Source organism: Rhodovarius lipocyclicus (genome assembly GCF_009900765.1).
GTDB classification, from domain to species: Bacteria; Pseudomonadota; Alphaproteobacteria; order Acetobacterales; family Acetobacteraceae; genus Rhodovarius; species Rhodovarius lipocyclicus.
This window is the reverse complement of sequence record NZ_JAAABL010000002.1, coordinates 113,942-136,871: the sequence shown is the minus strand read 5'-3', so window position 1 is coordinate 136,871 and position 22,930 is coordinate 113,942. Positions and strand designations below refer to the sequence as shown.

At 70.0% G+C, this 22,930-nt stretch carries 23 protein-coding genes; 10 read left to right on the top strand and 13 right to left on the bottom strand.

Annotated features, from left to right (window positions below; genetic code table 11):
* The first annotated feature begins 28 nt into the window (after positions 1-28).
* Positions 29-1,132 (top strand): DSD1 family PLP-dependent enzyme, encoded by a 1,104-nt coding sequence (locus GT007_RS03495; RefSeq protein WP_236571475.1) that lies wholly within the window; start codon positions 29-31, stop codon positions 1,130-1,132.
* Between the two features lie 39 nt (positions 1,133-1,171).
* On the opposite strand, the gene GT007_RS03490 is transcribed toward GT007_RS03495, so the two are convergent.
* Entirely contained in the window at positions 1,172-2,389 is a 1,218-nt protein-coding gene (locus tag GT007_RS03490) for an MFS transporter (protein WP_160120182.1), read from the bottom strand.
* Between the two features lie 113 nt (positions 2,390-2,502).
* Here GT007_RS03490 and GT007_RS03485 point away from each other — a divergent pair, with 113 nt between their 5' ends.
* Entirely contained in the window at positions 2,503-3,255 is a 753-nt protein-coding gene (locus tag GT007_RS03485) for an AraC family transcriptional regulator (protein ID WP_236571474.1), read from the top strand.
* Here the strand turns inward: GT007_RS03485 and GT007_RS03480 are convergent.
* Entirely contained in the window at positions 3,230-4,108 is an 879-nt protein-coding gene (locus tag GT007_RS03480) for a PhzF family phenazine biosynthesis protein (protein WP_160120180.1), read from the bottom strand. The genes GT007_RS03485 and GT007_RS03480 overlap by 26 nt on opposite strands.
* A gap of 94 nt (positions 4,109-4,202) precedes the next feature.
* On the opposite strand from GT007_RS03480, the gene GT007_RS03475 reads away from it, so the two are divergent.
* The 3 genes from GT007_RS03475 to GT007_RS03465 are packed head-to-tail and all read left to right on the top strand — an operon-like array spanning position 4,203 to position 7,536.
* Entirely contained in the window at positions 4,203-5,777 is a 1,575-nt protein-coding gene (locus GT007_RS03475) for an ABC transporter substrate-binding protein (protein ID WP_408015528.1), read from the top strand.
* A complete protein-coding gene (locus tag GT007_RS03470; RefSeq protein WP_160120178.1) occupies positions 5,774-7,195 on the top strand; it encodes an amidase in 1,422 nt (473 codons plus the stop codon). Before GT007_RS03475 ends, GT007_RS03470 begins: the two co-directional genes overlap by 4 nt.
* Positions 7,192-7,536 (top strand): DMT family protein, encoded by a 345-nt coding sequence (locus GT007_RS03465; RefSeq protein WP_160120177.1) that lies wholly within the window; start codon positions 7,192-7,194, stop codon positions 7,534-7,536. The genes GT007_RS03470 and GT007_RS03465 overlap by 4 nt, the downstream gene beginning before the upstream one ends.
* On the opposite strand, the gene GT007_RS03460 is transcribed toward GT007_RS03465, so the two are convergent.
* Positions 7,537-7,752 (bottom strand): hypothetical protein, encoded by a 216-nt coding sequence (locus GT007_RS03460; RefSeq protein WP_160120176.1) that lies wholly within the window; start codon positions 7,750-7,752, stop codon positions 7,537-7,539.
* Between the two features lie 87 nt (positions 7,753-7,839).
* On the opposite strand from GT007_RS03460, the gene GT007_RS03455 reads away from it, so the two are divergent.
* Together GT007_RS03455 and aroC are read left to right on the top strand one after the other, a co-directional pair.
* On the top strand, positions 7,840-8,454 hold the full coding sequence (locus GT007_RS03455) for a TetR/AcrR family transcriptional regulator (RefSeq protein WP_160120175.1): 615 nt from the start codon (positions 7,840-7,842) through the stop codon (positions 8,452-8,454).
* Positions 8,455-8,486: 32 nt separating this feature from the next.
* Positions 8,487-9,590, top strand: coding sequence for a chorismate synthase (aroC, locus tag GT007_RS03450; protein WP_160120174.1), 1,104 nt, complete (start codon positions 8,487-8,489; stop codon positions 9,588-9,590).
* A 239-nt stretch (positions 9,591-9,829) separates the two neighbouring features.
* Here aroC and GT007_RS03445 read toward each other — a convergent pair whose 3' ends face one another.
* From GT007_RS03445 to pdxH, 4 genes are all read right to left on the bottom strand, one after another.
* Complete coding sequence (locus GT007_RS03445) at positions 9,830-10,531, bottom strand: pirin family protein (protein WP_160120173.1); 702 nt, start codon at positions 10,529-10,531, stop codon at positions 9,830-9,832.
* Positions 10,532-10,664: 133 nt separating this feature from the next.
* Positions 10,665-11,543 carry a universal stress protein gene (locus GT007_RS03440; protein ID WP_160120172.1) on the bottom strand — a complete coding sequence of 293 codons (879 nt, stop codon included), beginning with the start codon at positions 11,541-11,543 and terminating at the stop codon, positions 10,665-10,667.
* Between the two features lie 33 nt (positions 11,544-11,576).
* A complete protein-coding gene (locus GT007_RS03435; protein ID WP_160120171.1) occupies positions 11,577-13,028 on the bottom strand; it encodes a bifunctional aminoglycoside phosphotransferase/ATP-binding protein in 1,452 nt (483 codons plus the stop codon).
* Positions 13,028-13,612 carry a pyridoxamine 5'-phosphate oxidase gene (pdxH, locus tag GT007_RS03430; protein ID WP_268894543.1) on the bottom strand — a complete coding sequence of 195 codons (585 nt, stop codon included), beginning with the start codon at positions 13,610-13,612 and terminating at the stop codon, positions 13,028-13,030. The genes GT007_RS03435 and pdxH overlap by 1 nt, the downstream gene beginning before the upstream one ends.
* A gap of 119 nt (positions 13,613-13,731) precedes the next feature.
* On the opposite strand from pdxH, the gene fabI reads away from it, so the two are divergent.
* Together fabI and GT007_RS03420 are read left to right on the top strand one after the other, a co-directional pair.
* Entirely contained in the window at positions 13,732-14,568 is an 837-nt protein-coding gene (fabI, locus tag GT007_RS03425) for an enoyl-ACP reductase FabI (RefSeq protein WP_160120169.1), read from the top strand.
* A 5-nt stretch (positions 14,569-14,573) separates the two neighbouring features.
* Positions 14,574-15,170, top strand: coding sequence for an HAD family hydrolase (locus GT007_RS03420; RefSeq protein ID WP_160120168.1), 597 nt, complete (start codon positions 14,574-14,576; stop codon positions 15,168-15,170).
* A 233-nt stretch (positions 15,171-15,403) separates the two neighbouring features.
* Here the strand turns inward: GT007_RS03420 and GT007_RS03415 are convergent, their stop codons facing one another.
* The 4 genes from GT007_RS03415 to htpX all read right to left on the bottom strand — a co-directional run bounded on the left by GT007_RS03415 (position 15,404) and on the right by htpX (position 20,520).
* Entirely contained in the window at positions 15,404-16,978 is a 1,575-nt protein-coding gene (locus GT007_RS03415; protein ID WP_160120167.1) for an ABC transporter substrate-binding protein, read from the bottom strand.
* A complete protein-coding gene (locus GT007_RS03410; protein ID WP_160120166.1) occupies positions 16,978-17,973 on the bottom strand; it encodes an isopenicillin N synthase family dioxygenase in 996 nt (331 codons plus the stop codon). Before GT007_RS03410 ends, GT007_RS03415 begins: the two co-directional genes overlap by 1 nt.
* Positions 17,974-18,031: 58 nt before the next feature.
* Positions 18,032-19,426: a DNA repair protein RadA gene (radA, locus tag GT007_RS03405; protein WP_160120165.1), complete on the bottom strand. Its 1,395-nt coding sequence runs from the start codon at positions 19,424-19,426 to the stop codon at positions 18,032-18,034.
* Between the two features lie 89 nt (positions 19,427-19,515).
* Positions 19,516-20,520: a zinc metalloprotease HtpX gene (gene htpX, locus GT007_RS03400; protein WP_160120164.1), complete on the bottom strand. Its 1,005-nt coding sequence runs from the start codon at positions 20,518-20,520 to the stop codon at positions 19,516-19,518.
* A 46-nt stretch (positions 20,521-20,566) separates the two neighbouring features.
* Here htpX and GT007_RS03395 point away from each other — a divergent pair, with 46 nt between their 5' ends.
* Positions 20,567-20,779, top strand: a complete 213-nt coding sequence (locus tag GT007_RS03395; RefSeq protein WP_160120163.1) for a DUF1674 domain-containing protein — start codon at positions 20,567-20,569, stop codon at positions 20,777-20,779.
* Between the two features lie 187 nt (positions 20,780-20,966).
* On the opposite strand, the gene GT007_RS03390 is transcribed toward GT007_RS03395, so the two are convergent.
* Together GT007_RS03390 and GT007_RS03385 are read right to left on the bottom strand one after the other, a co-directional pair.
* On the bottom strand, positions 20,967-21,878 hold the full coding sequence (locus GT007_RS03390; protein ID WP_236571472.1) for an EamA family transporter: 912 nt from the start codon (positions 21,876-21,878) through the stop codon (positions 20,967-20,969).
* 12 nt (positions 21,879-21,890) lie between these two features.
* Positions 21,891-22,892 (bottom strand): Bug family tripartite tricarboxylate transporter substrate binding protein, encoded by a 1,002-nt coding sequence (locus tag GT007_RS03385; protein WP_160120162.1) that lies wholly within the window; start codon positions 22,890-22,892, stop codon positions 21,891-21,893.
* Between the last annotated feature and the right edge of the window lie 38 nt (positions 22,893-22,930).

Below are 22,930 nucleotides of genomic sequence, written 5' to 3'. Positions count from 1 at the left end.
AGTTTGCCGCATCCGAAGGAGAGTAGCGATGCAGTCACCGCCCGCAGAACCCGGCATGCATGAGCAGGAAATCGACACCCCCGCCCTGGTTCTGGACCTGGACGCCTTCGAGGCCAATCTGGACGCCATGGCCGCTGCCCTGGCCCCCACGGGCACGAAGCTGCGCGCCCACGCGAAAACCCATAAATCCCCGGTGGTTGCGAAGCAGCAGATCGCGCGCGGCGCGGTCGGCCAATGCGTGCAGAAGGTGGCCGAGGCCGAAATCCTGGCCTGGGGCGGCATCCATGATGTTCTGGTGACGAATGAGGTGGTGGGCGCGCGCAAGCTGGCCCGGCTGGTTGCGCTGGCCGGCATCGCGGAGGTCGGGCTGTGCGTGGATGACGAGCGCCAGATCGCGGCGATCGAGGACGCCGCCGCCGCGGCCGGCCGCCGCATGAAGGTGCTGGTGGAAATCGACGTGGGCATGGGCCGCGCCGGGGTGCCCGCCGGCCCGCCGGCCGTGGCGCTGGCCGAGCGCATCGCGGGCTCCAGGCACCTGATCTTCGGCGGGCTGCAGGCCTATCACGGCCGCGCCCAGCACATCCGCCCGCCCGAGGAACGCGCCGCCGCCATCCAGGCCGCGGTGGACGCCAGCCGCCGCACGGTGGAACAGCTGCGCCAGCGCGGCCTGGCCTGCCCCATCGTGGGCGGCGCCGGCACCGGCACCTTCCGGCATGAGGCCGCGAGCGGCGTCTATACGGAAATCCAGGCGGGCTCCTACGCCTTCATGGATGCCGACTATGCCCGCAACGAGGACGCGCCGCCGTTCCAGCAGGCACTGTTCGTGCTCTCGACCGTGATGAGCACGGCCACCGATGGGGTGGCGGTGCTGGATGCGGGGCACAAGGCGGTCTCGGTGGACAGCGGCATGCCGCTGGTGTGGGAACGGCCGGGGCTGGTCTATGCCGGGGCCTCCGACGAGCACGGCAAGCTGGAAGTGCGCGACGGCACCCGCCCCGACCTGGGCGAGAAGCTGCGCCTGACCCCCGGCCATTGCGACCCGACCGTGGACCGCTACGACTGGTATGTGGGCGTGCGCAAGGGGCGGGTGGAATGCCTGTGGCCGGTGGCCGCCCGGGGGGCGATGGCCTGAAGGGCGCTCCGGGAGGGCTCTGTCCTCCCGGAACCATCCTCACTCCGCCGGCGCCACCTGCCGGGCCCAGAGCTCGGGCTTCAGCTCCTCCTCGCGGTTCGGGAAGGCCAGCGCGCAGGCGAGCGTGATCATGCTGATCCCGCCCAGCACCAGCATGGTCACGGCCAGGCTGCCGGTGGCCTGGTGCAGCGTGCCGATCAGCGGCGAGGCCAGGGCCGCGCCCATGAAGCCCACGGTGAAGCGGACGGAATACAGCTTCGCGCGCAGCGGCGGCGCGATGTAGCGGGCCATCATCGTCTCGTTCACCGTCACCTGGCCGAAGATGGCGGCCGCGACCATGGCCGAGACGGGCAGCACCACCCAGCCTTGCAGGAAGGACAGCGCCAGCAGCCCCGGCACCAGCATCAGGGCCAGGGGCATGAACACGCCCTTCAGGGTGCGGCGGTCGATCATGCTGCCCACGGTGAACTGGGTGATGCCGCCGCAGATGGTGGCGGCGAAGGCCAGCAGCGCGATCAGCGGCAGCAGGTCCGGGGAGGTCGCCAGGCGTTCCTCCATCAGCTTGGGCACCAGCAGGGTGAAGGCGTTGAACACCAGCCCGCTGGTGGCCCCCAGCGCCAGCAGCACCATCACCGCGCGCCGCACCACCGGGGCCGGGATCTGCGGAAAGGGCTTGGCGCCCGGCAGGCGCGTGCCGTCGAAGGCGGGCTCCCGCGCATACAGCACGCCGATGGCGGCGCAGCACAGGCCGGGCAGGATGAAGGCCAGGCGCCAGCCGAACTGCGCGGCCAGCAGCCCGGTGACGAGCGGGGCCAGCGCCACGCCCAGATTGCCGAACACGCCGTTGATGCCCATGGCGCGGCCCACGCGGTCGCCGCCGCATTCGGCGATGATGGCGGTGCCGATCGGGTGATAAATGGCCAGGAACGCCCCCATCACGCCCAGCCACAACCCCAGCATCCAGGCGGACTGCGCGAGGCCGGCCAGCACCATTCCCGCTCCGGCGCCGAAATAGAAGGCGACCATCAGCGCCTTGCGCCCCAGCCGCGCCTGCAGCCAGCCCATGGGCAGCGCCAGCGCGCCATAGACGACGAACATGGCCGTGCCCATGGTGATGACGGGGCCGTAGTCGGCGCCGAACAGGTCGGGTTCCTGATACACCATGGCCAGGCTGGCCGTGGCCAGGATCAGCAGGGCGTAATGCGTGATGGTGTGGGCGGCGTTGATGAACACCACCTGGCGGGTGACGGGCGTCATGGGGCGTTGGTCCTCTCTGCCGGGTGGTATAGCCTGTCCGCATGGCGTCGTCCGGCCAAACCCTGTCGGCAGAAAGACAAGCCGCGATCCGCAAGCACATCCCCCAGGATGCTGTGGACCGGCCGCTGGCGGGCTATGCGCACGATTATGCCGGCGGGCACGACACCGGCCTGCATCACCACGCCCGCGCCCAGCTGCTCTATGCCACCCGGGGCGCGATGCGGGTGGAGACGGAGGCGATGGATTATGTGGTGCCCGCCGACCGCGCCCTGTGGGTGCCGGCGGGGCATCCGCACCGGGTGCGCATGGCCGGTGCCGTGGCCATGCGCGCGCTGTTCCTGCGGGAAGACGCGGCGCGCGCCGGCCCGCCCGCCGCCACGGTCCTGCCGGTGCAGCCCCTGTTGCGGGAGCTGATCCTGGCCGCCTGCGCCATGCCGATGGAATGGGATGAGGCCGGGCGCGGCGCGCATCTGGCCGCGCTGATCCTGGATGAGATCGCAGGCGCGGCCACCCTGCCGCTGGGCGTGCCCGCCCCGCGGGACGCCCGGCTGCGCCGTCTGGCGGAGGCCCTGCGCGCCAACCCCGCCGATACCCGCACGCTGGAAGGCTGGGGCGAGGCCGTGGGTGCCAGCGCCCGCACCCTGGCGCGGCTGTTCCCGCGCGACACCGGCCTGTCCTTCGCGGCCTGGCGGCAGGCGCTGCGGCTGGCCGAGGCCTCGGCCCTGCTGGCGGAGGGGATGGCGCCCGCGCGGGTCGCCGCGCGGGTGGGCTATGCCAGCGCGCCGGCCTTCGGGGCCGCGTATCGCGCGGCCTTCGGCGTGACGCCGCGCGGCCGGCGTGTCAGTCCAGCCCGACCTGCCCCGTGAACACCGGCACGCAGGCCCCGCCCACCGTGGCGCGGATGCCATCCCCCGCCTGATACGCCGTGGTCAGCAGCAGGCTGGGGCGGCCCATCTCCACGCCCTGCACCATCTCCCACGCGCCCCGGCTTTCGCCAGACAGCGCCAGCAGCAGCGCGGCCAGCGGGGTGGCGGCGCTGCCGGTCGCGGGGTCCTCGCCCACGGTCGGGGAGAACATGCGGGTGCGGATGCGCGCCCCATCCTGGGCATAGACATACAGGCTGGCGCGGCCGTTCAGATGCGGGTTGGCCGCCGCCAGGGCGCGGGCGGCGGTGGCATCCGGGCGGGCGCGGGCCAGCGCCTCCGGCGTTACCTCCGCGATCAGGAAGGGGTTGCCCACGCTGGCGCGGATGGGGGCGTGGCGGTCCGTCACGATATCGGCGGGAGCGAGGCCGGCCAGCGGTGCGATCGCCTCGGCGGGGTAGCGCTCGAAGGTGGTCAGCGGCTGGGGGGCGGCGATGGTGGCGGTCGTCAGCGCGCCGGCGGCGTCATGGGCCAGCTCCACATGCACCAGCCCGGCGATTTCCTCGAAGATCAGCTTGCCGTAGCGCGCGTGCTCGGCCAGCGCCCAGGCGGTGCCCACATTGGGGTGGCCGGCGAAGGGCATCTCGGCCGCGGGGGTGAAGATGCGCACGCGAGCCGTATGCGCCGGCTGGGCCGGCGGCAGCACGAAGGTAGTCTCGCTGTAGTTGAACTCGCGGGCGAGCGCCTGCATCTCGGCGTCGGTCATGCCGCGCGCGTCGGGGAACACCGCCAGCGGGTTGCCGCCGAACCGGGTGGTGGTGAAGACGTCCAGGGTCAGGAATTGATAGCTGCGCATGCGGCCCAGCATGCCGTTGCCGCCTGGACAGCGCCAGCCACCGCGTCATGCTGCGCGCCGCAACGCAATATGAATGAGGATCGGGCGTATGGGCGTGACACGCAGGCAGGCGATGGTGGCGGCGATGGCCGGGGTTTCGGCCCCCTCGCTGGTGGCGGCGCAGGCCGGCCGGGTGGTGAAGTACGTGCCCCGCGGCGACACCCCGGTGCTGGACCCGATCTGGACCACCGCCTACCAGACGCGCGACCACGCCTATCTGGTCTTCGACACGCTGTTCGGCCTGGACGCCCAGTTCCGCCCGCAGCCGCAGATGCTGGAATCGGCCGGCACCGGGGATGAGGGCAAGCTGTGGACCCTGCGCCTGCGCCCGGGGCTGAAATTCCATGATGGCGAGCCAGTGCTGGCCAAGGATTGCGTGGCCAGCATCCGCCGCTGGGGCGCGCGGGACACCTTCGGCCAGACGCTGCTGGGCCTGACGGATGAGCTCTCGGCCCCCGACGACCGCACCATCCGCTTCCGGCTGAAGGCGCCCTTCCCGCTGCTGCCCTACGCGCTGGGCAAGGCCAGCCCGAACATCTGCGTGATGATGCCCGAGCGCCTGGCCCTGACCGACCCCAACACCCGCGTGACGGAGATGGTGGGCAGCGGCCCCTATCGCTTCCTGGCCAATGAGCAGGTGCAGGGCGCCAAGCTGATCTATGGCCGGTTCGAGCAGTATGTGCCGCGCGAAACCGGCACGCCCGAATGGACCGCCGGCCCCAAGCGCGCGAATTTCGACCGGGTGGAGATGCATGTCATCCCCGATTCCGGCACCGCCGCCGCGGCGCTGGCGGCCGGCGAGGTCGATTGGTGGTGGGCGCCCGAGGCCGACCTGATCCCGCTGCTGCGCCGCAACCGCCAGGTGGTGGTGCGGGAGGTGGACCCGACCGGCCTGGTCGGCACGCTGCGCCTGAACCACACCGTGGCGCCGTTCAACAACCCTGCCATCCGCCGCGCCATACTGGGCGCCGTGAACCAGGCGGATTTCATGACCGCCGTCGCCGGCACCGACCCCGACATGTGGCGCAAGGATGTGGGCATCTTCTGCCCCGGCACCCCCATGGCCAGCGATACCGGCATGGAGGTGCTGACCGGCCCGCGCGACATTGCCGCCAGCCGCCGGGCGCTGGCCGCCGCTGGCTATAATGGGGAGAAGGTCGTGCTGCTCAGCACCACCAACATCCCCATCCTGAAGGCCGTCAGCGACGTGGCGGCGGACCTGTTCCAGCGCCTGGGCATGAACGTGGACAACCAGCAGATGGACTGGGGCACGGTGGTGCAGCGCCGCGTCAGCAAGAACCCGCCCGAGCAGGGCGGCTGGAGCGCCTTCGGCACTTTCTGGGGGGGCCTCGATATGTTCGACCCGGCGGTGCATGCCTTCCTGCGCGGCACGGGGGCCAATGCCGCGCCCGGCTGGCCCGAATCCCCGCGCATCGAGGAACTGCGCACCCAGTGGCTCGGCGCCGACGATGCCGGCCAGCGCCGCCTGGCGCGGGAGATCCAGGCCCAGGCCTTCCAGGACGTGCCCTATATCCCGCTCGGCCAGCAGAAGAGCTTCACGGCCTATCGCCGCAACCTGGAGGGCGTGCTGGACGGGCTGCCGGTGTTCTGGAACATCCGCCGGGCATGAGCCCGCGCCACCTGCCGGCCACCGCGCTGGCCGCCGCGATCCGCGACAAGCGCCTGTCGCCCGTCGAGCTGATGGCCGATGTGCTGGCGGGGGCGGAGGCGTTGCAGCCGGTGCTGAACTGCTTCGTCACCCTGGCGCCCGAACAGGCGATGGAGCAGGCTCGCGCGGCCGAGGCGGCGGTGATGCGGGGCGATGAACTCGGCCCGCTGCACGGCCTGCCGCTGAGCGTGAAGGACATCGTCAACACCGCCGGCATGAGGACCAGCTTCGGCTCGCTGCTGCTGGCCGAGAATGTGCCCACCGAGGACGCGGCCAGCGTGGCGCGGCTGCGGGCGGCCGGCGCCATCATCTTCGGCAAGACCACCACGCCGGAATTCGGCGCCAAGTGCCTGACCGACGCGCCACTGTTCGGCCGCACCCGCAATGCCTGGAGCGCCGATTTCACCTGCGGCGGGTCCAGCGGGGGTGCCGCGGCGGCGGTGGCGGCGGGGATCTCGCCGATCGCGGTGGCGACCGATGGCGGCGGCTCCACCCGCATCCCGGCCGCCTGCAACGGCGTGGTCGGGCTGAAGCAGAGCCTGGGGGCCATCGCGCACAGCCAGGTGCCGGACGCCTTCGGCAACTACACCTATGTCACGCCCATGACGCGCAACGTGGCCGACACCGCGCTGATGATGCAGGCGATGGGCGGGCCGCATGAGAGCGACCCGTGGTCCATCGGCCGCACCGTGCCGGATTATGTGGCCGAGGCGGCGCCCATCGGCGACCTGAAGGGCAAGCGGGTGCTGTTCTGCGCGACACCCCCGGGCCGGCCCATCGCGGCCGAGGTGCTGGCGGCCTTCGGGCAGGCCAAGGCGCATCTGGCCTCCCTGGGCGCGGAGCTGGAGGAATTCTCCGGTGAGGGCTTCGATGTCGAACCCATCTGGCGCGCCATCAACCACACCACCTGGCTCGCCCGCTTCGGCCCGATGGCGGAGCGCGACGGCAACCGCATGTCGCCCTCCCTGTTGCAACAGCTGGCTTTGGCGAAGCATGTCAGCGGCACCGACTACCAGCAGGCGATGTTCGACCGCGCGGCGCTGTTCCGCCGCGTGCAGGCCATGCTGCGGAACGCGGACCTGATCATCACCCCCACCCTGTCCCGCCCCGCCCTGCCGATCGGCCAGGACCTGTTCGCGCCCATCGAGATCGACGGCCAGCGCTATGAGGAAGTGCGCGCCAACTGGTTCCCCTGGACCATGCCGTTCAACATGACGGGCCACCCGGCGGTCAGCCTGAATTGCGGGTTTTCCAGCGACGGGCTGCCGATCGGGTTGCAGATGATCGGGCATTTCCATCAGGATGCGGCGCTGCTGCGGGCGGCGGCGCTGTTCGAAGCAATGGCCGGGCTGCTGGACCGTTGGCCGGAGATCGCATGAACGCCACTTTCACCACGCCGCTGCTGCTGCTCGGCTCCAACATCGTGATGACCTTCGCCTGGTATGGGCATCTGAAGCAGCCGCAATGGCCGCTGTGGCTGGCGGTGGTGCTCAGCTGGGGCATCGCCTTCTTCGAATACTGCCTGGCGGTGCCGGCCAACCGCCTCGGCTATGGCACCTTCACCGGCCAGCAGCTGAAGATCATGCAGGAGGTGATCACGCTGGCCGTCTTCGCCGTGTTCAGCGTGACCTTCCTGGGGGAGGCGATCCGCTGGAACTATATCGCCGCCATGCTGTGCCTGGTGGCGGCGGTGGGGTTCATGTTCATCCCGGCCCGGTAATCATACCGGCCGCAGGATGAATCGCCCGAACAGCCTGTAGGCCAGCGGGATCACCACCCAGACCATGCCGGCCACCATCTGCGGCACGATGAAGGCCGCGACCTGCCAGGCCGGGCGCCCCGCCAGCAGCGGGGCCCAGAGGTACAGCAGCGACGTGATCAACGGATAGGCGCCGAACACCAGCACCAGGGTGAGACGCAAACGGGAGGGCTTCATGGGGAGCTCCTATCTTAACGGAACGGCTCGTAACGTTTGTCTATACGGTCCGTTCCGTTACGTCAAGGGCCGTGTTATCCTCCCGCCATGACCACTTCCCGCGCCTCCATCGGCAACACGCGCAACCCCGAGACCCACAGCGCCGTGCTGGACGCGGCGGAGGCCCTGTTGACCGAAAAGGGCTATGCCGGCGTCAGCATGGAGGCCGTGGCCCGCCGCGCCGGGGCGGGCAAACCCACCCTCTATCGCTGGTGGCCCAGCAAGGCCGCCCTGCTGATGGAGGTGTACGAACGCCGCAAGGCCGAAGCCCTGGCCGAACTGCCTGCCGGTGCCTCCGCGCGGGAGGACATGGCGGCGATGCTGGAATCCATCATGTGTTTCTGGCGCGACACTCCGGCCGGCCAGGCCTTCCGCAGCATCGTGGCCGAGGCCCAGGCCGACCCCGCGGCCCTGCGCATGCTGCGCGACGAGATGCTGGCACGCGGCCGCGCCAGCGCCGCGGCCATGCTGCGCCGCGCCGCCGAGGCCGGCGAGATCGGCCCCAACCCCGACACGGAACTGATGCTAGACGCGCTGTTCGGCATGGCCTGGTACCGGCTGCTAACCCACCGCCTGCGCCGCGCCCCGGATGAAGTGCCGCGCCTGGTCGCCGCCATCTTCCTGGGCGCGCAGCCAGGCGGGCCTTTCTGCCTGCCGGGATAGCGTTCCGGCGCGATCCGGGGCATCTAACCCCCATGTCGCACAACAGCTTCGGGCATCTGTTCCGCGTGACCACCTGGGGGGAAAGCCATGGGCCGGCGATCGGCTGCGTGGTGGATGGCTGCCCGCCGGGCCTGGCGCTGAGCGAGGCCGCCATCCAGCCCTTCCTGGACAAGCGCCGCCCCGGCCAGTCCAGCTTCGTGACCCAGCGGCAGGAGCCCGACCAGGTGCGCATCCTGTCCGGCGTGTTCGAGGGCCAGACCACCGGCACCCCCATCGCCCTGCACATCGACAACCAGGACCAGCGCAGCAAGGATTACGGGGAGATCGCGAACAGCTTCCGCCCCGGCCATGCCGACATCGCCTATGAGTGGAAATACGGCGTGCGCGACTATCGCGGCGGCGGGCGCGCCAGCGCGCGGGAAACCGCGATGCGGGTCGCCGCCGGCGCCGTGGCGCGCCTCGTGCTGGGTGCCGGCGTGCGCATCCGCGGCGCCATGGTGGCGCTCGGCGCCGACACGGTGGACCGCACCCGGTGGGACTGGGCCGAGGTGGACCGCAACCCCTTCTTCTGCCCCGACCCCACGGCCGTCGCCCGGTGGGAGGAGAAGCTCTCCGCGATCCGCAAGGCCGGTTCCTCCATCGGCGCGGTGATCGAGGTGGTGGCCGAGGGCGCCCCCCCGGGGCTGGGCGCGCCGATCTATGGCAAGCTGGACGCCGACATCGCCGCCGCGCTGATGAGCATCAACGCCGTGAAGGGGGTCGAGATCGGGGACGGCTTTGCCTCCGCCGCCCTGACCGGCGAGGAAAACGCCGACGAGATGCGCATGCGCCAGGACGGCATCGTGGAATTCCTGGCCAACCACGCGGGCGGCGTGCTGGGCGGCATCTCCACCGGGCAGCCCATCGTGGCGCGGATGGCGGTGAAACCCACCAGCTCCATCCTGACCCACCGCCAAACCGTGACGCGCGATGGCGAAAACACCGAACTGCGCACCAAAGGCCGGCACGACCCCTGCGTGGGCATCCGCGCGGTGCCGGTGGCGGAAGCCATGCTGGCCATCGTGCTGGCGGACCACCTGCTGCGGCACCGGGCCCAAAACCCCGGGGCGCCGGACGTGGGCAGGCTGCCAAGGTGAAGGCGGACTGGGGAAGGCTCTGCCTTCCCCAGCCCCCATCCGCTGGGGAGATAAGATCTCCCCAGGCCCCTGCGAGGAGTTTGGGGCCTGCGCCAATTTTACATAATTGATATCATTATATAATTTACCTGAAAGCCTCTTATCGGCTTCCCGCCCCCCAAACTCCCAAAAAGGAATGGGGGGTTCTCGGGGGGAAAGTCATTTCCCCCCGAGCGGGAGCGCGAGGGCAGCGCCCTCGCTTACGCGCTGGCTTCCACCATCACCAATTCGGCGTCTTCGCTGGCCTTGATCTCCAGCTTCGCCTCATCCTTGATCGCCGCGCCATCGCGCGGGCCCAGTTCGGTGCCGTTCACCGTCACCCGGCCCTTGGCCACCACCAGATAGGCCACGCGCCCTTCGGCCAGTTCCTGTTCCAGCGCCTGGCCGGGCTGCAGGGTCGCGGCCATCACGGCGGCGTTGGCGTTGATGCGCAGCGCGCCGTCATCGCCTTCGCGGCCGCTGGCCAGCACTTCGAAGCCCGCCTCGCGCGCCGCCTTGGGAAAGCTGCGGCTGCCCCAGCTGGGCTTGGCGCCCATGTGGTCGGGAATGATCCAGATCTGGAACAGCGTGGTCTTCACCGGTTCCAGATTGTACTCGCTGTGGACCACGCCGGTGCCGGCGGACATCACCTGCACATCGCCGGCCTCGGTGCGGCCGGTGTTGCCCATGCTGTCGCGGTGGGTGATCGCCCCCTCGCGGACATAGGTGATGATTTCCATGTCCCGGTGCGGATGCGGGTCGAAGCCGGTGCCCGGCGCGATCTCGTCATCGTTCCAGACGCGCAGCTGGCCCCAATGGACGCGCTTGGGGTCGTTATACCCGGCGAAGGAGAAATGGTGCTTGGCGTTCAGCCAGCCATGATTGGCGCCACCCAGGCTGCCGAAGGCTCGAACATCGATCATCGCGGTTGCTCCTGTTTGGGGGGCCGCTCAGGCCGCCCCGCTTGCAACCGAGATAGGCGCCGGGCGGGCCCGGGGCCAATGCGGCATGCGCCATCAGCCATATTCATGGCCGTGATGGCGCCCCCCCTTTACATCACCGGCACATCAGCACGGGGATGTCCGAATTCTCCAGCACATGGCGCGTCACGCCGCCCAGGATCAGCTGGCGCAGGCGCGAATGGCTGTAGGCGCCCATGCACAGCAGGTCCGCCTCGAAATCCCGCGCGGCGGCCAGCAGGCCGGCGCCCACATCCTTGCTGACGGGTTTGAACAGCTTCCCCTCGGCATCCACGCTGTGCCAGTGCAGATAGGCCAGGATGCCCTCCACCTTCGGGCCCCGGCGCTGGTAGTCGTCGGAATACAGCACCTGCCGCGCCTCCGCCTGGTGCAGCCAGGGCAGCGAGGCATCGACGGCGGCGGCGCTTTCGGCCGTGCCGTTCCAGGCGCAGCACACGCGCTTGCCGATGGTCGCGGGCGGCTGGGTGGGGGCGATCAGCACCGGGCGGCCGCTGTCGAACAGCACGGCATGCAGCGCATCGCTGCTGCTCACGTCGCTGTCGGCCTCGGGGTGCGGCACCACGGCCAAGTCGTACAGGCGCGCCTGCTGGGCCACCACATCCTCCTCCCGGCCCGGGATGGATTCGAAGGAGATGGTGACGCCATCGGCCTTGTTCGCCGTCTCCGCGCTGTCGGCCATGGTCAGGGGGCCGGCATGGGCGATGAAGCGCTCGAACATCGCGCGCACGCGGCCGGCCCGTTCCCCGCTTTCGCGCTCGGTCGCGGCCATCATTTCCTCGATCATGGCGCCAGACAGGCCTTCGCCCGCCAGCGGTGCCACGTCGCGCGCGTCCACGCGCACATGCAGGCAATGGATGTGGGAGTTCCAGATGCGCGCCGTCATCAAGGCGGTGGCAAGGGCTGCCTCACCGGCCGCGGTACCGGTCAGCGGAACGAGGATGCGGCGGTAAGCCATGGTGGTAATCCCCTGAATTAGTGATGCGGATGGTTATGGCGAAGCGACGGGTGGCAAGTCCAGCGCCTTGCGCGCCGCGGCCACCGTGCCAGTCGATGCGTCGATATGCTGCCAGACAATCCGGCCCGGATCGCGCGCGGCGCTGGCCTCCAGCACCGGCACATCGGCGTCGGAGGCATCGCCCCGGCGCGCGGCGACGCGGGCGCGCAGCACCTCCAGCGGTGCCTCCAGCCACAGGCCGACGAAGCTGGGATGCAGGCGGGCCACGGCCTCGCGCTCCGGCTCGCGCGAAAAGACGGCGTCCAGCACCACGGCATGGCCCGCATCCAGCGCCACCCCGGCCAGGCGCCGCAACTCGGCGAAGACGGCGGCATTGGCCTCGGCGGTGTAGTGCGCGGCATCGAGCCGGGTTTCGGGTGCGACTCCGGCCAGGCGCTTGCGGGTGTCGTCGCTGCGCAGGACCAGCGCGCCGGGGGCGGGCCCCAGATCGGGCGCCAGAGCGCGGGCCAGGGTGGATTTGCCCGTGCCCTGCAAGCCGCCCACGGCCACCAGCCGCGGCGCGGGCGGGTCGAGCCAGGCCATGGCGGCGCGCAACAGCGCCTGCCAATCCTGCCCGCGCCGGGCCGCCACATGGGCCCGGATCACGGCCCGCAGGGAAAGCCACAACGGCATGCCCCGCAGCAGCGCGGCATCGCCCCCGCGCGCGACATAGCGGTTCAGCACCCGGTTCGCCGCCGGGCGGCCGTGGCGCAGCTCCAGGTCCATCAGCAGGAAGGCGAGGTCATAGCCCACGTCGATGCTGGCCAGCTCCTCGTCGAATTCCAGCGCGTCGAAGGGCACGGGCCGGCCATCCAGCAGGCAGATGTTCCCCAGATGCAGGTCGCCGTGGCAGCGCCGGCGGAAACCGGCGGCGGCGCGTTCGTCGCACCAGGGGGCCAGGCGGGTGTGCAGGGCCACCGCCGCCGCGTGCCAGGCGCGCGCCTCGCCTTCGGGGATGCCGGCGCCCAGCATCGCATCCAGATTGCCGTCGATCACATGGCGCAGCCGATCGGGGCCGGGCACCGGCGGCTGGCTGGCATGCATGGCCGCCACGGCGTCGGCCAGTGCCTCCAGCAGGGCGGCATCCGGGCAGGGGCGGGCATCCAGGAAGGCATCGGCCGGCAGGCGGCGCATGCGCAGCACCCAGTCGATCGCCGGGCCCTCGCCCCCCAGGCGCAAGGCGCCGTCCGGCCCGCGCGTGATGGCTTCCACCCCCAGATACAGGCCCGGGGCGTGGGGCGCGTTGATCGCGCATTCATGGCGCAGCAGGCGTTCCCGCTCGCTCAGCGCCGTGAAATCGAGAAAGCCGAGGCTGACCGCCTTCTTCAGCTTCAGCACCTCCTCCCCGGCCAGGAACACGGCGGAGATGTGGGTCTCCACCAGGCCATGTCCGGTGAGGCGGGCCAGGAATTCCGCCACCTCCCTCTGCGTGGCGGGAATGTCCATCAGGGGTACAGGGCCTCGATGGCCCAGCCGCCCTCGGCCGGGGTGAACACCTTTCGCTCATGCAGGCGGAAGGGCATGTCGCGCCAGAACTCGATACGGTCCGGCAGGATGCGGAAGCCGGACCAATGGGGCGGGCGCGGGATCTCGCCCAGGCCGAACTTCATGGTGTATTCGGCCACCGCCTTTTCCAGCGCCCAGCGCCCTTCCAGCGGGCGGGACTGCTTGCTGGCCCAGGCGCCGATGCGGCTGCCGCGCGCGCGGCTGGCGTAATAGGCATCCGCCTCCTCCGCCGTCACGGCCTCCACCCGGCCCTCCACGCGGATGCTGCGGTGCAGGGATTTCCAGTGGAAGCACAGGGCCGCGAAGGGGTTCGCCGCCAATTGCTGGCCCTTGCGGCTCTCAAGGTTGGTGTAGAAGACGAAACCCCGCTCATCCACGCCCTTCAGCAGCACCATGCGGGCGCTCGGGCGGCCCTCCGGCGTGCAGGTGGCCAGGCACATCGCGTTGGGGTCATTGGGTTCCGCTGCGGTGGCTTCCGCCATCCATTCCGCGAAAAGGGCGTAAGGCTCCTCGGCCATCGACACATCCTGCTTTCTGCCCCGGCAGGTTATAGCCGGGCGGCGCCAGATATGCACCTGGGCCTTGCCCGCGCCAGGGGGCTGTGTCACCAGAACGCTCAGTAACAACCAGCATGCACGGACTCATGCCCGAAGAAGCGACGAGCACGACGCCAGCCGCCGGCACCCTGATGCAGGGGCGCCGTGGGCTCATCATGGGGGTGGCGAACCACCGCAGCATTGCGTGGGCCATCGCCCAGGCCTGCGCGGCACAGGGCGCCGAACTCGCCTTCACCTTCCAGGGCGAGGCGCTGGAAAAGCGTGTCCGCCCGCTGGCCGCCAGCATCGGCAGCGATTTCCTGCTGCCCTGCGACGTGTCGAGCGACGAGCAGATGGACGAGGTCTTCGCCGCGCTGGAACAGCGCTGGGGCAAGATCGACTTCTTGGTTCACGCCATCGGCTTCGCCAACAAGGAATATCTGCGCGGGCGCTACCTGGACACGCCGCGCGATGCCTTCCTGCAGGCGATGGACATCTCCTGCTACTCCTTCGTCGCCACCGGGCGGCGGGCGGCTGCGATCATGAACCCGGGCGGCTCGCTGCTCACCCTGTCCTACCTCGGCGCCGAGCGCTGGATCCCCCATTACAACGTAATGGGCGTGGCCAAGGCGGCGCTGGAAGCCAGCGTGCGCTACATGGCCGCCGACCTGGGCGCGGACGGCATCCGGGTGAACGCCATCTCGGCCGGGCCGATCAAGACCCTGGCCGCCAGCGGCATCGGCGATTTCAGCTACATGCTGAAATGGAATCAGTACAACAGCATGATGCGCCGCAATGTGGGCCTGGAGGAAGTCGGCAATTCCGGCCTGTACTTCGTCAGCCCCCTGTCCAGCGGCGTGACCGGTGAGGTGCACCATGTCGACAGCGGCTATCACGCCGTGGGCATGAAGCACCCCGACGCACCGGACATGACGGTGGAGTGATCCCCATGAGCACTCCGTGGTTCGTCTTCGACGTCGGCGGCGTGCTCGTGGATGAAACCCGCGTGTGGCAAGGCTGGGCCGAGGCGCTCGGCGTGCCCTACGACACGCTATGGGATGCGCTGAAGGAAGACATCCGCGCCGGCCTCTCCCACCGCCACACCATGCAGCGCCTGGCGCCCGGCCACGACATCATGGCCATCCGCAAGGCCCGGCTGGCCCATGACGCCCCCCTGGAACACGACCTGTACCCGGATGTGCGCCCGGCCTTCGCGGCCCTGAAAGCGCGCGGCATCCGCATCGGCATCGCCGGCAACCAGCCGCTGGAAGCCCAGCCCGCCCTGGAAGCGCTGGATCTGGGCGCCGATTTCATCGCCACCTCCGCCGGATGGGGCGTGCAGAAACCCCACCCGCGCTTCTTCGAGGAAGTGCTGCGCGCCTGCGACGCACCACCCCACGCCATCACCTATGTCGGCGACCGCGTGGACAACGACATCCTGCCCGCCCTGGCCGCCGGCATGCGCGCCCACTACGTGCCGCGCGGACTGTGGGCCGGGATGGGACAGTCGCCGGTCCCGGCCCTGGAGGGGCTCGCGGAGCTGTAAGGGCGGACTGCGAGAGGGGCTCTGCTCCCCTCGCGCTCCCCCCGCCAAAGGCCGAAAGGCCCTTGGAACCCAATTATTTGGAAGTTGGGAGAGGGGGCTCCAAGCGCGCTTCGGGCAGGAAGGCCAGTCGCGCCCCCTCTCCCAACTTCCAAACTAAACTGATGGGGTCCAGGGGCCTTTCGGCTCCTGGCGGGTGGGGTGCGGGGAGGGCAGAGCCCTTCCCGCATACGCCTTCACCGCCTGCGCACCCCCCAAGGGATCGGAAACGCGAACGGCACCACCCCGTCCAGTTCCGCGCGATAGGCTGTGGGCACGCTCATTTGTCCGGCGATGATGAAGTTCACGTTCTCATGGAAGCGGTTCTGGATGGTGCTGGCCAGTTCGCGGCGTTGGGCCGGGTCGGCGGTGGCGGTGTAGCGGTCCATCAGGGCGCGCATCGGTTCGTCGCAGAACCAGCCCGGGTAGTTGCGGCAGTTGAAGGCCGTGCCGGCGAAGGTGATGGGCGACCACACATCGATGCTGGGCCAGATGATGGTCACGGCGCTCCAGCCGCCTTGTTCCACGGGTTCGCGTTTCAGCCGGCGGGCGGCGACGCTGGCCCAGTCGCTGGCCCATTCCTCCACGTTGAAGCCGGCGGTGCGCAGCTGCTGGATGGCCACCTGGGCGACGGGCGACAGGTTCACCGAGTCGGTCGGGTGCAGGAAGACCACGCGCTCGTTGTTGTAGCCGGCCTGGCGGAGGAGTTCGCGCGCGCGCTCCACCCCGCGGCGGGCCAGGTTGGGGTGGGTCGCCTCGATGAAATAGGGCGTGTTGCAGGCGAAGATGCTGGTGCAGTCCCGCAGGGTCAGGTCGGGCGGCAGGCCCATGCCGGCCATGATCTCCTCCTGGTTCAGCGCGGCCTGGGCGGCCTGGCGGACCAGCGGGTTGTTGAAGGGCGGCTGGGCGTGGTTCAGGCTGACATAGGGCATGAACTGCCCCACCCCCCGCACCACCACGCCGCGGCTGCGGCGCAGGTTGCCGACGTAGTCCGGCGGCAGGAATTCCAGCATGTCCACCTCATTCGCCTGCAGGGCGGCGACACGGGTGGAGGCATCGGTGATGGAGACGAATTCGGCGGTGTCGAAGTTCACCACCTTGCCGCCGGCCAGCCCGTCGGCCGGTTCCTGGCGGGGGACATAGCCGGCGAAGCGGCGGAAGATCGCCCGGTCGCCGGTGCGCCATTCGGCGCGGTTGAAGGTGTAGGGGCCGCTGCCGATGAATTCCGTGATGGCGGTGTTCGGATTGGTGGCAGCGATCCGCGCAGGCATCATGAAGGGCACGATGGTGCCGGGCTTGCCCAGCGCCTCGATCACAAAGCCGAAGGGGCGGGAGAGGGTCAGGGTGAAGGTGCGGGCGTCATTCGCCTCCAAGCTGGCGGTGGCGGCGAGGAGGAGTTGGCCCAGCCCGTCCCGCGCGCCCCAGCGGCGGATGCTGGCGATGCAGTCCTCGGCGGTGACGGGGGTGTTGTCGTGCCACAGCAGCCCCTCGCGCAGGCGGAAGGTGTAGCGCAGCCCATCCTCGCTGACCTGCCAGTTCTCCAGCATCTGCGGGCGGTAGCGGCCCTGGCTGTCCACGGCGACCAGCGTGTCGAACACCATGTAGCCGAACTGGCGGGTGGCGTTGTTGGTGCTGATGATGGGGTCCAGCACCGCCAGCTCCTGCCCCAGCACGATGCGCAGGGGGCGTTGGGGCTGGGCATGCGCCACCAGGGGGGCGAGCAGCAGCGACGCGGCCAGCAGGCCGCGTCGAAAGGCCGTGAGCATGCGCATCAGACCCCCTGCAGCTCCACGCCCTCGTCGGATTTCGGCTTTTCCGCCGCGTGGTGGAAGTTGGATTTCTGATAGCCGGTCATGAAATCGGCATAGGTGATGGGCGGCATGCGGCCGGGCGTGCCGTCCTCCGTGATCGGCGCCATCACGGCGTGGTAGTTGGCGTCGAAGAAGAACGGGATCGCGTAGCGCTCCTTGCCGGAGCGGTTGATGACGCGGTGCGGCGTGGCCAGGAAGCGGTTGTCCGTCCAGCGGCGCAGCAGCTGGCCGCCATTGACCAGCAGCGCGCCCTCGGGGGCGGGGGCGTCGATCCAGTCGCCCTCGGTGGTGCGCAGCGACAGGCCGGGGATCTTGTTCTGCGCCAGGATCGTCATGAAGGACGTGTCCACATGCGGCGCGATGCCGAATTCGTTCTCCGGCGCCGTGGGTTCCTGCTGCGGGTAGTGGGACATGCGCAGGGTGAACATCGGGTCGTTGAAGAAGGGCGCGAAGAAATCGGCCGGCTTGCCCAGCGCCACGGCATAGACGGGCAGCAGGGACATCCCCAGCCCCTCGAAAGCGGCGCAGGCGGCCAGGATGCGCTCCCGGAAGCCGGGCAGGCCGGCGGGCCATTGGTTCAGGCCACGGAAGCGCAGGCCGGCCTTCACATCCGGGTGGTCGAGCGTCAGCTCGCGCTTGAAGAACACCGCCTCATTGGCGTTGGGCAGGGCGACATCGCCCACCGCGTTCACGCGGGTGGTGGCACCGCGCATGGGCATGTAGCCCATGTTGTGCTCGTTGATCTTCACCGAGAGCTTGGCTTCGAGCGGCTGGCCGTGGAAGCGCTCGGCCTCGGCGAAGGTCGCGTCCAGCAGCTCCTCGGGGATGCCGTGGTTGCGGACGAAATAGAAACCGACCTCGGTGAAGGCGTGGCGCAGCTCGGCGCCCAGCTTTTCCAGCGCGCCCGGCACGCCGTCCTTCAGGGGTTGCAGGTCAAGGACAGGGATGGTCGTCATGGCTCGCTCCGGCACGGAATGCCGAAGCTTCACCCTTGTCCTGACAAGTTGTCCACCCCTAACCGGAACGCTGTTTCACCGTCTTCGCGGCGAAATGCGCCACCAGATCGGCCAGGTGACCGATTTCATGCAGGCCCAGCGCATCGGCGGCGGGCTTGCCCTTGCGGTTGGTGCGGCGCGGCAGGGTGGCGGCGGTGAAGCCCAGCTTCGCGGCCTCCCGCAGCCTCTGTTCGGGCTGGGAGACCTGGCGCACCTCGCCCGACAGCCCGACCTCTCCGAAATACACCATGCCAGGGTCGGTGGGCTGGTCGGTGGCGGCGGAGGCCAGGGCGGCGGCCACGGCCAGGTCGGCCGCGGGCTCCGCGATGCGCAGGCCGCCCGCGATGTTCAGATAGACATCGTTGTTGCCGAGGGCGAGGCCGCAGCGTGCCTCCAGCACCGCCAGCAGCATGGACAGCCGCCCGCCATCCCACCCCACCACGGAGCGGCGCGGCGACCCGCCATTGCTGGGCGAGAGCAGGGCCTGCACCTCCACCAGCACGGGCCGCGTGCCCTCGATCCCCGCGAAGACGGCGCTGCCGGAGATGTTGCCCCGCCGCTCGGCCAGGAACAGGGCGGAGGGGTTAGCGACCTCCATCAGCCCGCGCTCCGTCATCTCGAACACGCCGATCTCGTCGGTGGCGCCGAAGCGGTTCTTCACCGCGCGCAGGATGCGGAACTGATGGCCGCGATCGCCTTCGAAATACAGCGTGGCATCCACCATGTGCTCCAGCACGCGGGGGCCGGCCAGCGTGCCTTCCTTGGTGACATGGCCCACCAGCACCAGCGCGAAATTGGCGGCCTTGGCCACGCGGATCAGCTCGGCGGAGCAGGAGCGCACCTGCGCCACGGTGCCGGGGGCGGAATCCAGGCTGTCCAGCCACATGGTCTGGATACTGTCGATCACCACCAGCGCCGCGTCGCGCTCGGCCTCCAGCGTCGCCACGATGTCCTTCAGATTGGTGGCGGAGGCGAGAGCCAGCGGGGCCTCATGCAGGCCCAGGCGACGCGCGCGCAGGCGCACCTGGGCGATCGCTTCCTCGCCCGAGATGTACAGCGTGCGCTTGCCGGCGGCGGCGATGCGGCTGGCGGCCTGCAGCAGGATGGTGGATTTGCCGATGCCCGGGTCACCGCCCACCAGCACGGCGGACCCGGCGACGAAGCCGCCGCCCAGCACGCGGTCCAGCTCCGCCAGGCCGGTCTGGGTGCGGGGCGGGGGTTCGCTCTGGCCTTGCAGATCGACGAATTCCAGGCGACGGCCGGGGCCGGCCTTGGCGGCGGGGCCGGGGCCGCGCTGCACCGGCGCTTCCTCGGTGATCGTGTTCCATTCGCCGCAGGCATCGCAGCGGCCCTGCCACTTCGCGTGCACGGCGCCGCAGGCGGAACAGACGTAACGCAGCTTGTCCTTGGCCAACCCAGCCCCAACCCTTTCCGGTGCCCGGTCCTTGGGCACAGCGCTTATGTTCGCATTTCGTTCTGATCAGCGCAAGCCGGGGCGGCGCCTTACCCCCAGGGCGAGCGCGGCTTACCGCCCCCGGGATTGGTCCATGGGCTGTTGCCCTTGGCGGGCGGGGGGCTGCCGCCCTTGGCTGGCGGCGTGCCACCGCCCTTGCCCCCCCATGGGCCGCGCGCGCCCTGGGATGCGTGTTCCAGATACACCCCGCCAGAGGGCCGCATCATCCGCAGCCGTGCCACGCGCTCCTGCGTCGCGGGGTGGGTGGCGAAGATGGATTGCATGGAAAACCCGTGCAGCGGGTTGATGATGAACATGTGCGCCGTGGCCGGGTTGGCCTCCGCGCCCTCATTCACGGCACTGTCCTTGTAGCTTTCCAGCCGCTCCAGCGCGCTGGCCAGCCATTCGGGGTCGCCGCAGATCTCGGCGCCCTCGCGGTCGGCCTCGTACTCCCGGGACCGGCTGATGGCCATCTGCACCAGCATGGCGGCGATCGGCCCCAGGATCATCAGCGCCAGGGCCGCGATCGCCGAGCCCCCGTTCCGCCGGTCCCGGCTGTTGCCGAACATGCCGCCGAACTGCGCCAGCATGCCGATGGCGCCCGACAGCGTGGCCGCGATGGACATCACCAGCGTGTCGCGGTGCTTGATGTGCGCCAGCTCATGCGCCACCACCCCGGCCACCTGTTCCTCGCTCATCATGTTCACCAGGCCGGAATTCACCGCCACCGCGGCGTCCGAAGGGCCGCGGCCGGTGGCGAAGGCGTTGGGCTGGTCCTCATGGATCAGGTACAGGGCGGGCATGGGCAGGCCGGCGCGTTGGGCCAACTGGTGCACCATGCCGAACAGGCGCGGGGCGTCGGCCTCCGTCAGCGGCTGGGCGTTGTGCATGCGCAGCACCATGCCGGCGCTGCCCCACCAGGCGAACAGGTTCATCCCCGCCGCGACCACCAGCGCCACCATGGCGCCCGACCGTCCGCCGATGGCCGAACCCGCCGCCACGAAAATCGCGGTGAGCATCGCCAGCAACACGAAGGTGCGAAAATACCCGCCCATGCCTCCAACCCCTTGATACGCGCGTACAGCATGGCACATGGGGGCCATGACCCAGGATAAGCAAGAGCCCGATCCCCAACCCGCCGCCGAGGCGGAGGTTGCGCCGCGCGGCGCGCCCCGGCCCTCTCTGCCGCTGACGAAATTGAACCGGCCGCAACGGCCGTTCTCGGACAAGGCGGTGGAAGATGGCGGGCCGAGCGGGCCGGAACCGACACGGTTCAATGATTGGGAACGAAAAGGGCGGGTCAGCGACTTCTGACACGGGCGTGGCCAGGGGCGGGCTCTAGGGCCGATCGACAATCAGGTTCGGGAGGCGGCTGGCCGGGGATTTTTCGCGCCAGGGAGGAAGAAGCCGCCGCCAATGCTGAGGCATTGGCAAGGGTTCTGACGCTGCTGGCGTGGAAAAGCACCGCCAGACGCACCCGCAACTTGATTGTCGATCGGCCCTAGCGCCGCCCCAGCAGCACCAGCACCACGCCCGACACCACGATCAGCGCGCCCACGCGCTCTGTCATGGTCGTCCGTTCCTTCAGGTAGAAGCGGCTGGCCAGCAGGGTGAACAGGATCTCCACCTGCCCCACCGCGCGCACCATGGCCACCGGCGCCAGCGCGAAGCCCGAGAACCAGCAGGCCGAGCCGCTGGCCGACAGCGCGCCCACCCACATCGAATCCTTCCAGCTGGCGAACACCCGTCGCACCTCGCCCGGCTCGCGCCACAGCAGCCAGGCGCCTTGCATGGCGGTCTGCATGCCGTTGATCACCACCAGGCAGACCAGCGCCTTCAGCACCGGGTCGCCGCCTTCCAGCGCGATATTGGCGGATTTGATGAAGATCGAGCAGATGGCGAAGCAGAACCCCGCCGAGACCCCCAGCCAGGCGCCGCGCTGCATGCTGGCCTCGACAAAGGCGCCCAGGGAAAAGCCCTTGCCCGCGAAGGACAGGGTCAGCACCCCGCAGACGCTGAGCGCGATGCCCGCCCAGGACAGCAGCGAGAGCGACTCACCCAGGAACAGCAGCGCGATGACGGCGGCCTGGATGGCCTCGGTCTTGGAATAGGCGGTGCCGACGGCGAAGCCCCGGCTGTCGAAACTCATGATCAGCAGGTTGGTGCCCAGGATCTGCCCCAGCCCCCCCAGCATGCACAGCAGCAGGAACAGGGGCGTGAAGGCCCCCACCTGCCCGCCGAACGCCGCCAGATAGCCGCCCAGGATGAGAAACCCCGCCGGCACGCCATAGAGGTAGCGCACCACCCCGGCCCCGTTCACGGAAAGTCTGCCGCGCAGCTTCTGCTGCTTGGCGGTGCGCCAGGTCTGAAAGCCGGCGGCGGAGACGGTGAACAGGATCCAGGGCGGTATCACATCAACGGACCTTCAATCGACAGAGGCGCCGGATCGGCGCACGACCTCGGCCCAGCTGGCCACGTCGCGCCGCTGGATGGCGGCGAACTCGGCGGGGGTGGAGACGGGCGGCAACGAGATGGCCTGGTTCTGCACCAGCCACTGCACGAAATCCGGCGCGCGGATCACGCGCTGCACGGCGGTGTTGATCGTGTTCACGATCTCGGCCGGCATATGCGCCGGGCCGAACAGGCCGTACCAGGTGGTGGAGACGAAGCCCGGCAGGTTGCAGGCCTCGGCCACGGTCGGGATTTCCGGCGCGGCGGGCAGGCGCTCGGCGGTGGTCACCGCCAGGCCGCGCGTCAGCCCCTGTCGGATACCGCCCAGCGCGGGGCCGGACTGGTTGAAGAAGATGTCCACATCGCCCGACAGCAGCGCGGCCTGCGCCCCGGGCTGGCCGCGATAGGGCACGTGCAGCGCGTCGATCCCGGCGGCCGCGGCGAACTGCGCCCCGGCCAGATGGGTGGAGGCGCCATTGCCGGTGGAGGCATAGGAGATCGCCTGCGGCCGCGCGCGGCCCGCCGCCAGCACATCCGGGCAGCCGCGCAGGTTGGGCCGCTTCTCGATGCTGGTGGTCAGGATGTTCGGCACATCGCCCAGATGGGTGATGGGCGTGAAGCTGTCGATCACGTTGAAGGGCAGCGTGCGGTACAGGGACTGGTTGATGGCATGGGTGCCCGCCGTGCCGAACAGCAGGGTGTAGCCATCCGGCCGCGCCTTCGCGACGAATTCGGAGGCGATGTTGCCCCCCGCGCCGGAGCGGTTGTCGATGACGATGGGCTGCCCGAGAATCCCCTGCAGGGGCTCGGCCATCCGGCGGGCATAGATGTCGATGCCCGACCCGTTCGGAAAGCCCGACAGCAGGGTGATGGGGCGGGAGGGGAAACGCTCCTGCGCCCAGGCGGGGGAGAGTTCGGGGGCGAGAGCGGGGGCGGCCAGCAGGGAGCTGGCGGTAAGAAGGGCACGGCGCTGCATGGGGGGGGGTCCTCGGCTTCCACGGTCGGCTGATGGCG

Coding starts and splice junctions, on each gene's coding strand:
- GT007_RS03495 (WP_236571475.1), top strand. CDS start 29: ATGCAGTCACCGCCCGCAGAACCCGGCATGCATGAGCAGGAAATCGAC.
- GT007_RS03490 (WP_160120182.1), bottom strand. CDS start 2,389: ATGACGCCCGTCACCCGCCAGGTGGTGTTCATCAACGCCGCCCACACC.
- GT007_RS03480 (WP_160120180.1), bottom strand. CDS start 4,108: ATGCGCAGCTATCAATTCCTGACCCTGGACGTCTTCACCACCACCCGG.
- GT007_RS03470 (WP_160120178.1), top strand. CDS start 5,774: ATGAGCCCGCGCCACCTGCCGGCCACCGCGCTGGCCGCCGCGATCCGC.
- GT007_RS03465 (WP_160120177.1), top strand. CDS start 7,192: ATGAACGCCACTTTCACCACGCCGCTGCTGCTGCTCGGCTCCAACATC.
- GT007_RS03460 (WP_160120176.1), bottom strand. CDS start 7,752: ATGAAGCCCTCCCGTTTGCGTCTCACCCTGGTGCTGGTGTTCGGCGCC.
- GT007_RS03455 (WP_160120175.1), top strand. CDS start 7,840: ATGACCACTTCCCGCGCCTCCATCGGCAACACGCGCAACCCCGAGACC.
- aroC (WP_160120174.1), top strand. CDS start 8,487: ATGTCGCACAACAGCTTCGGGCATCTGTTCCGCGTGACCACCTGGGGG.
- GT007_RS03445 (WP_160120173.1), bottom strand. CDS start 10,531: ATGATCGATGTTCGAGCCTTCGGCAGCCTGGGTGGCGCCAATCATGGC.
- GT007_RS03440 (WP_160120172.1), bottom strand. CDS start 11,543: ATGGCTTACCGCCGCATCCTCGTTCCGCTGACCGGTACCGCGGCCGGT.
- GT007_RS03435 (WP_160120171.1), bottom strand. CDS start 13,028: ATGGACATTCCCGCCACGCAGAGGGAGGTGGCGGAATTCCTGGCCCGC.
- fabI (WP_160120169.1), top strand. CDS start 13,732: ATGCCCGAAGAAGCGACGAGCACGACGCCAGCCGCCGGCACCCTGATG.
- GT007_RS03420 (WP_160120168.1), top strand. CDS start 14,574: ATGAGCACTCCGTGGTTCGTCTTCGACGTCGGCGGCGTGCTCGTGGAT.
- GT007_RS03415 (WP_160120167.1), bottom strand. CDS start 16,978: ATGCGCATGCTCACGGCCTTTCGACGCGGCCTGCTGGCCGCGTCGCTG.
- GT007_RS03410 (WP_160120166.1), bottom strand. CDS start 17,973: ATGACGACCATCCCTGTCCTTGACCTGCAACCCCTGAAGGACGGCGTG.
- htpX (WP_160120164.1), bottom strand. CDS start 20,520: ATGGGCGGGTATTTTCGCACCTTCGTGTTGCTGGCGATGCTCACCGCG.
- GT007_RS03395 (WP_160120163.1), top strand. CDS start 20,567: ATGACCCAGGATAAGCAAGAGCCCGATCCCCAACCCGCCGCCGAGGCG.
- GT007_RS03385 (WP_160120162.1), bottom strand. CDS start 22,892: ATGCAGCGCCGTGCCCTTCTTACCGCCAGCTCCCTGCTGGCCGCCCCC.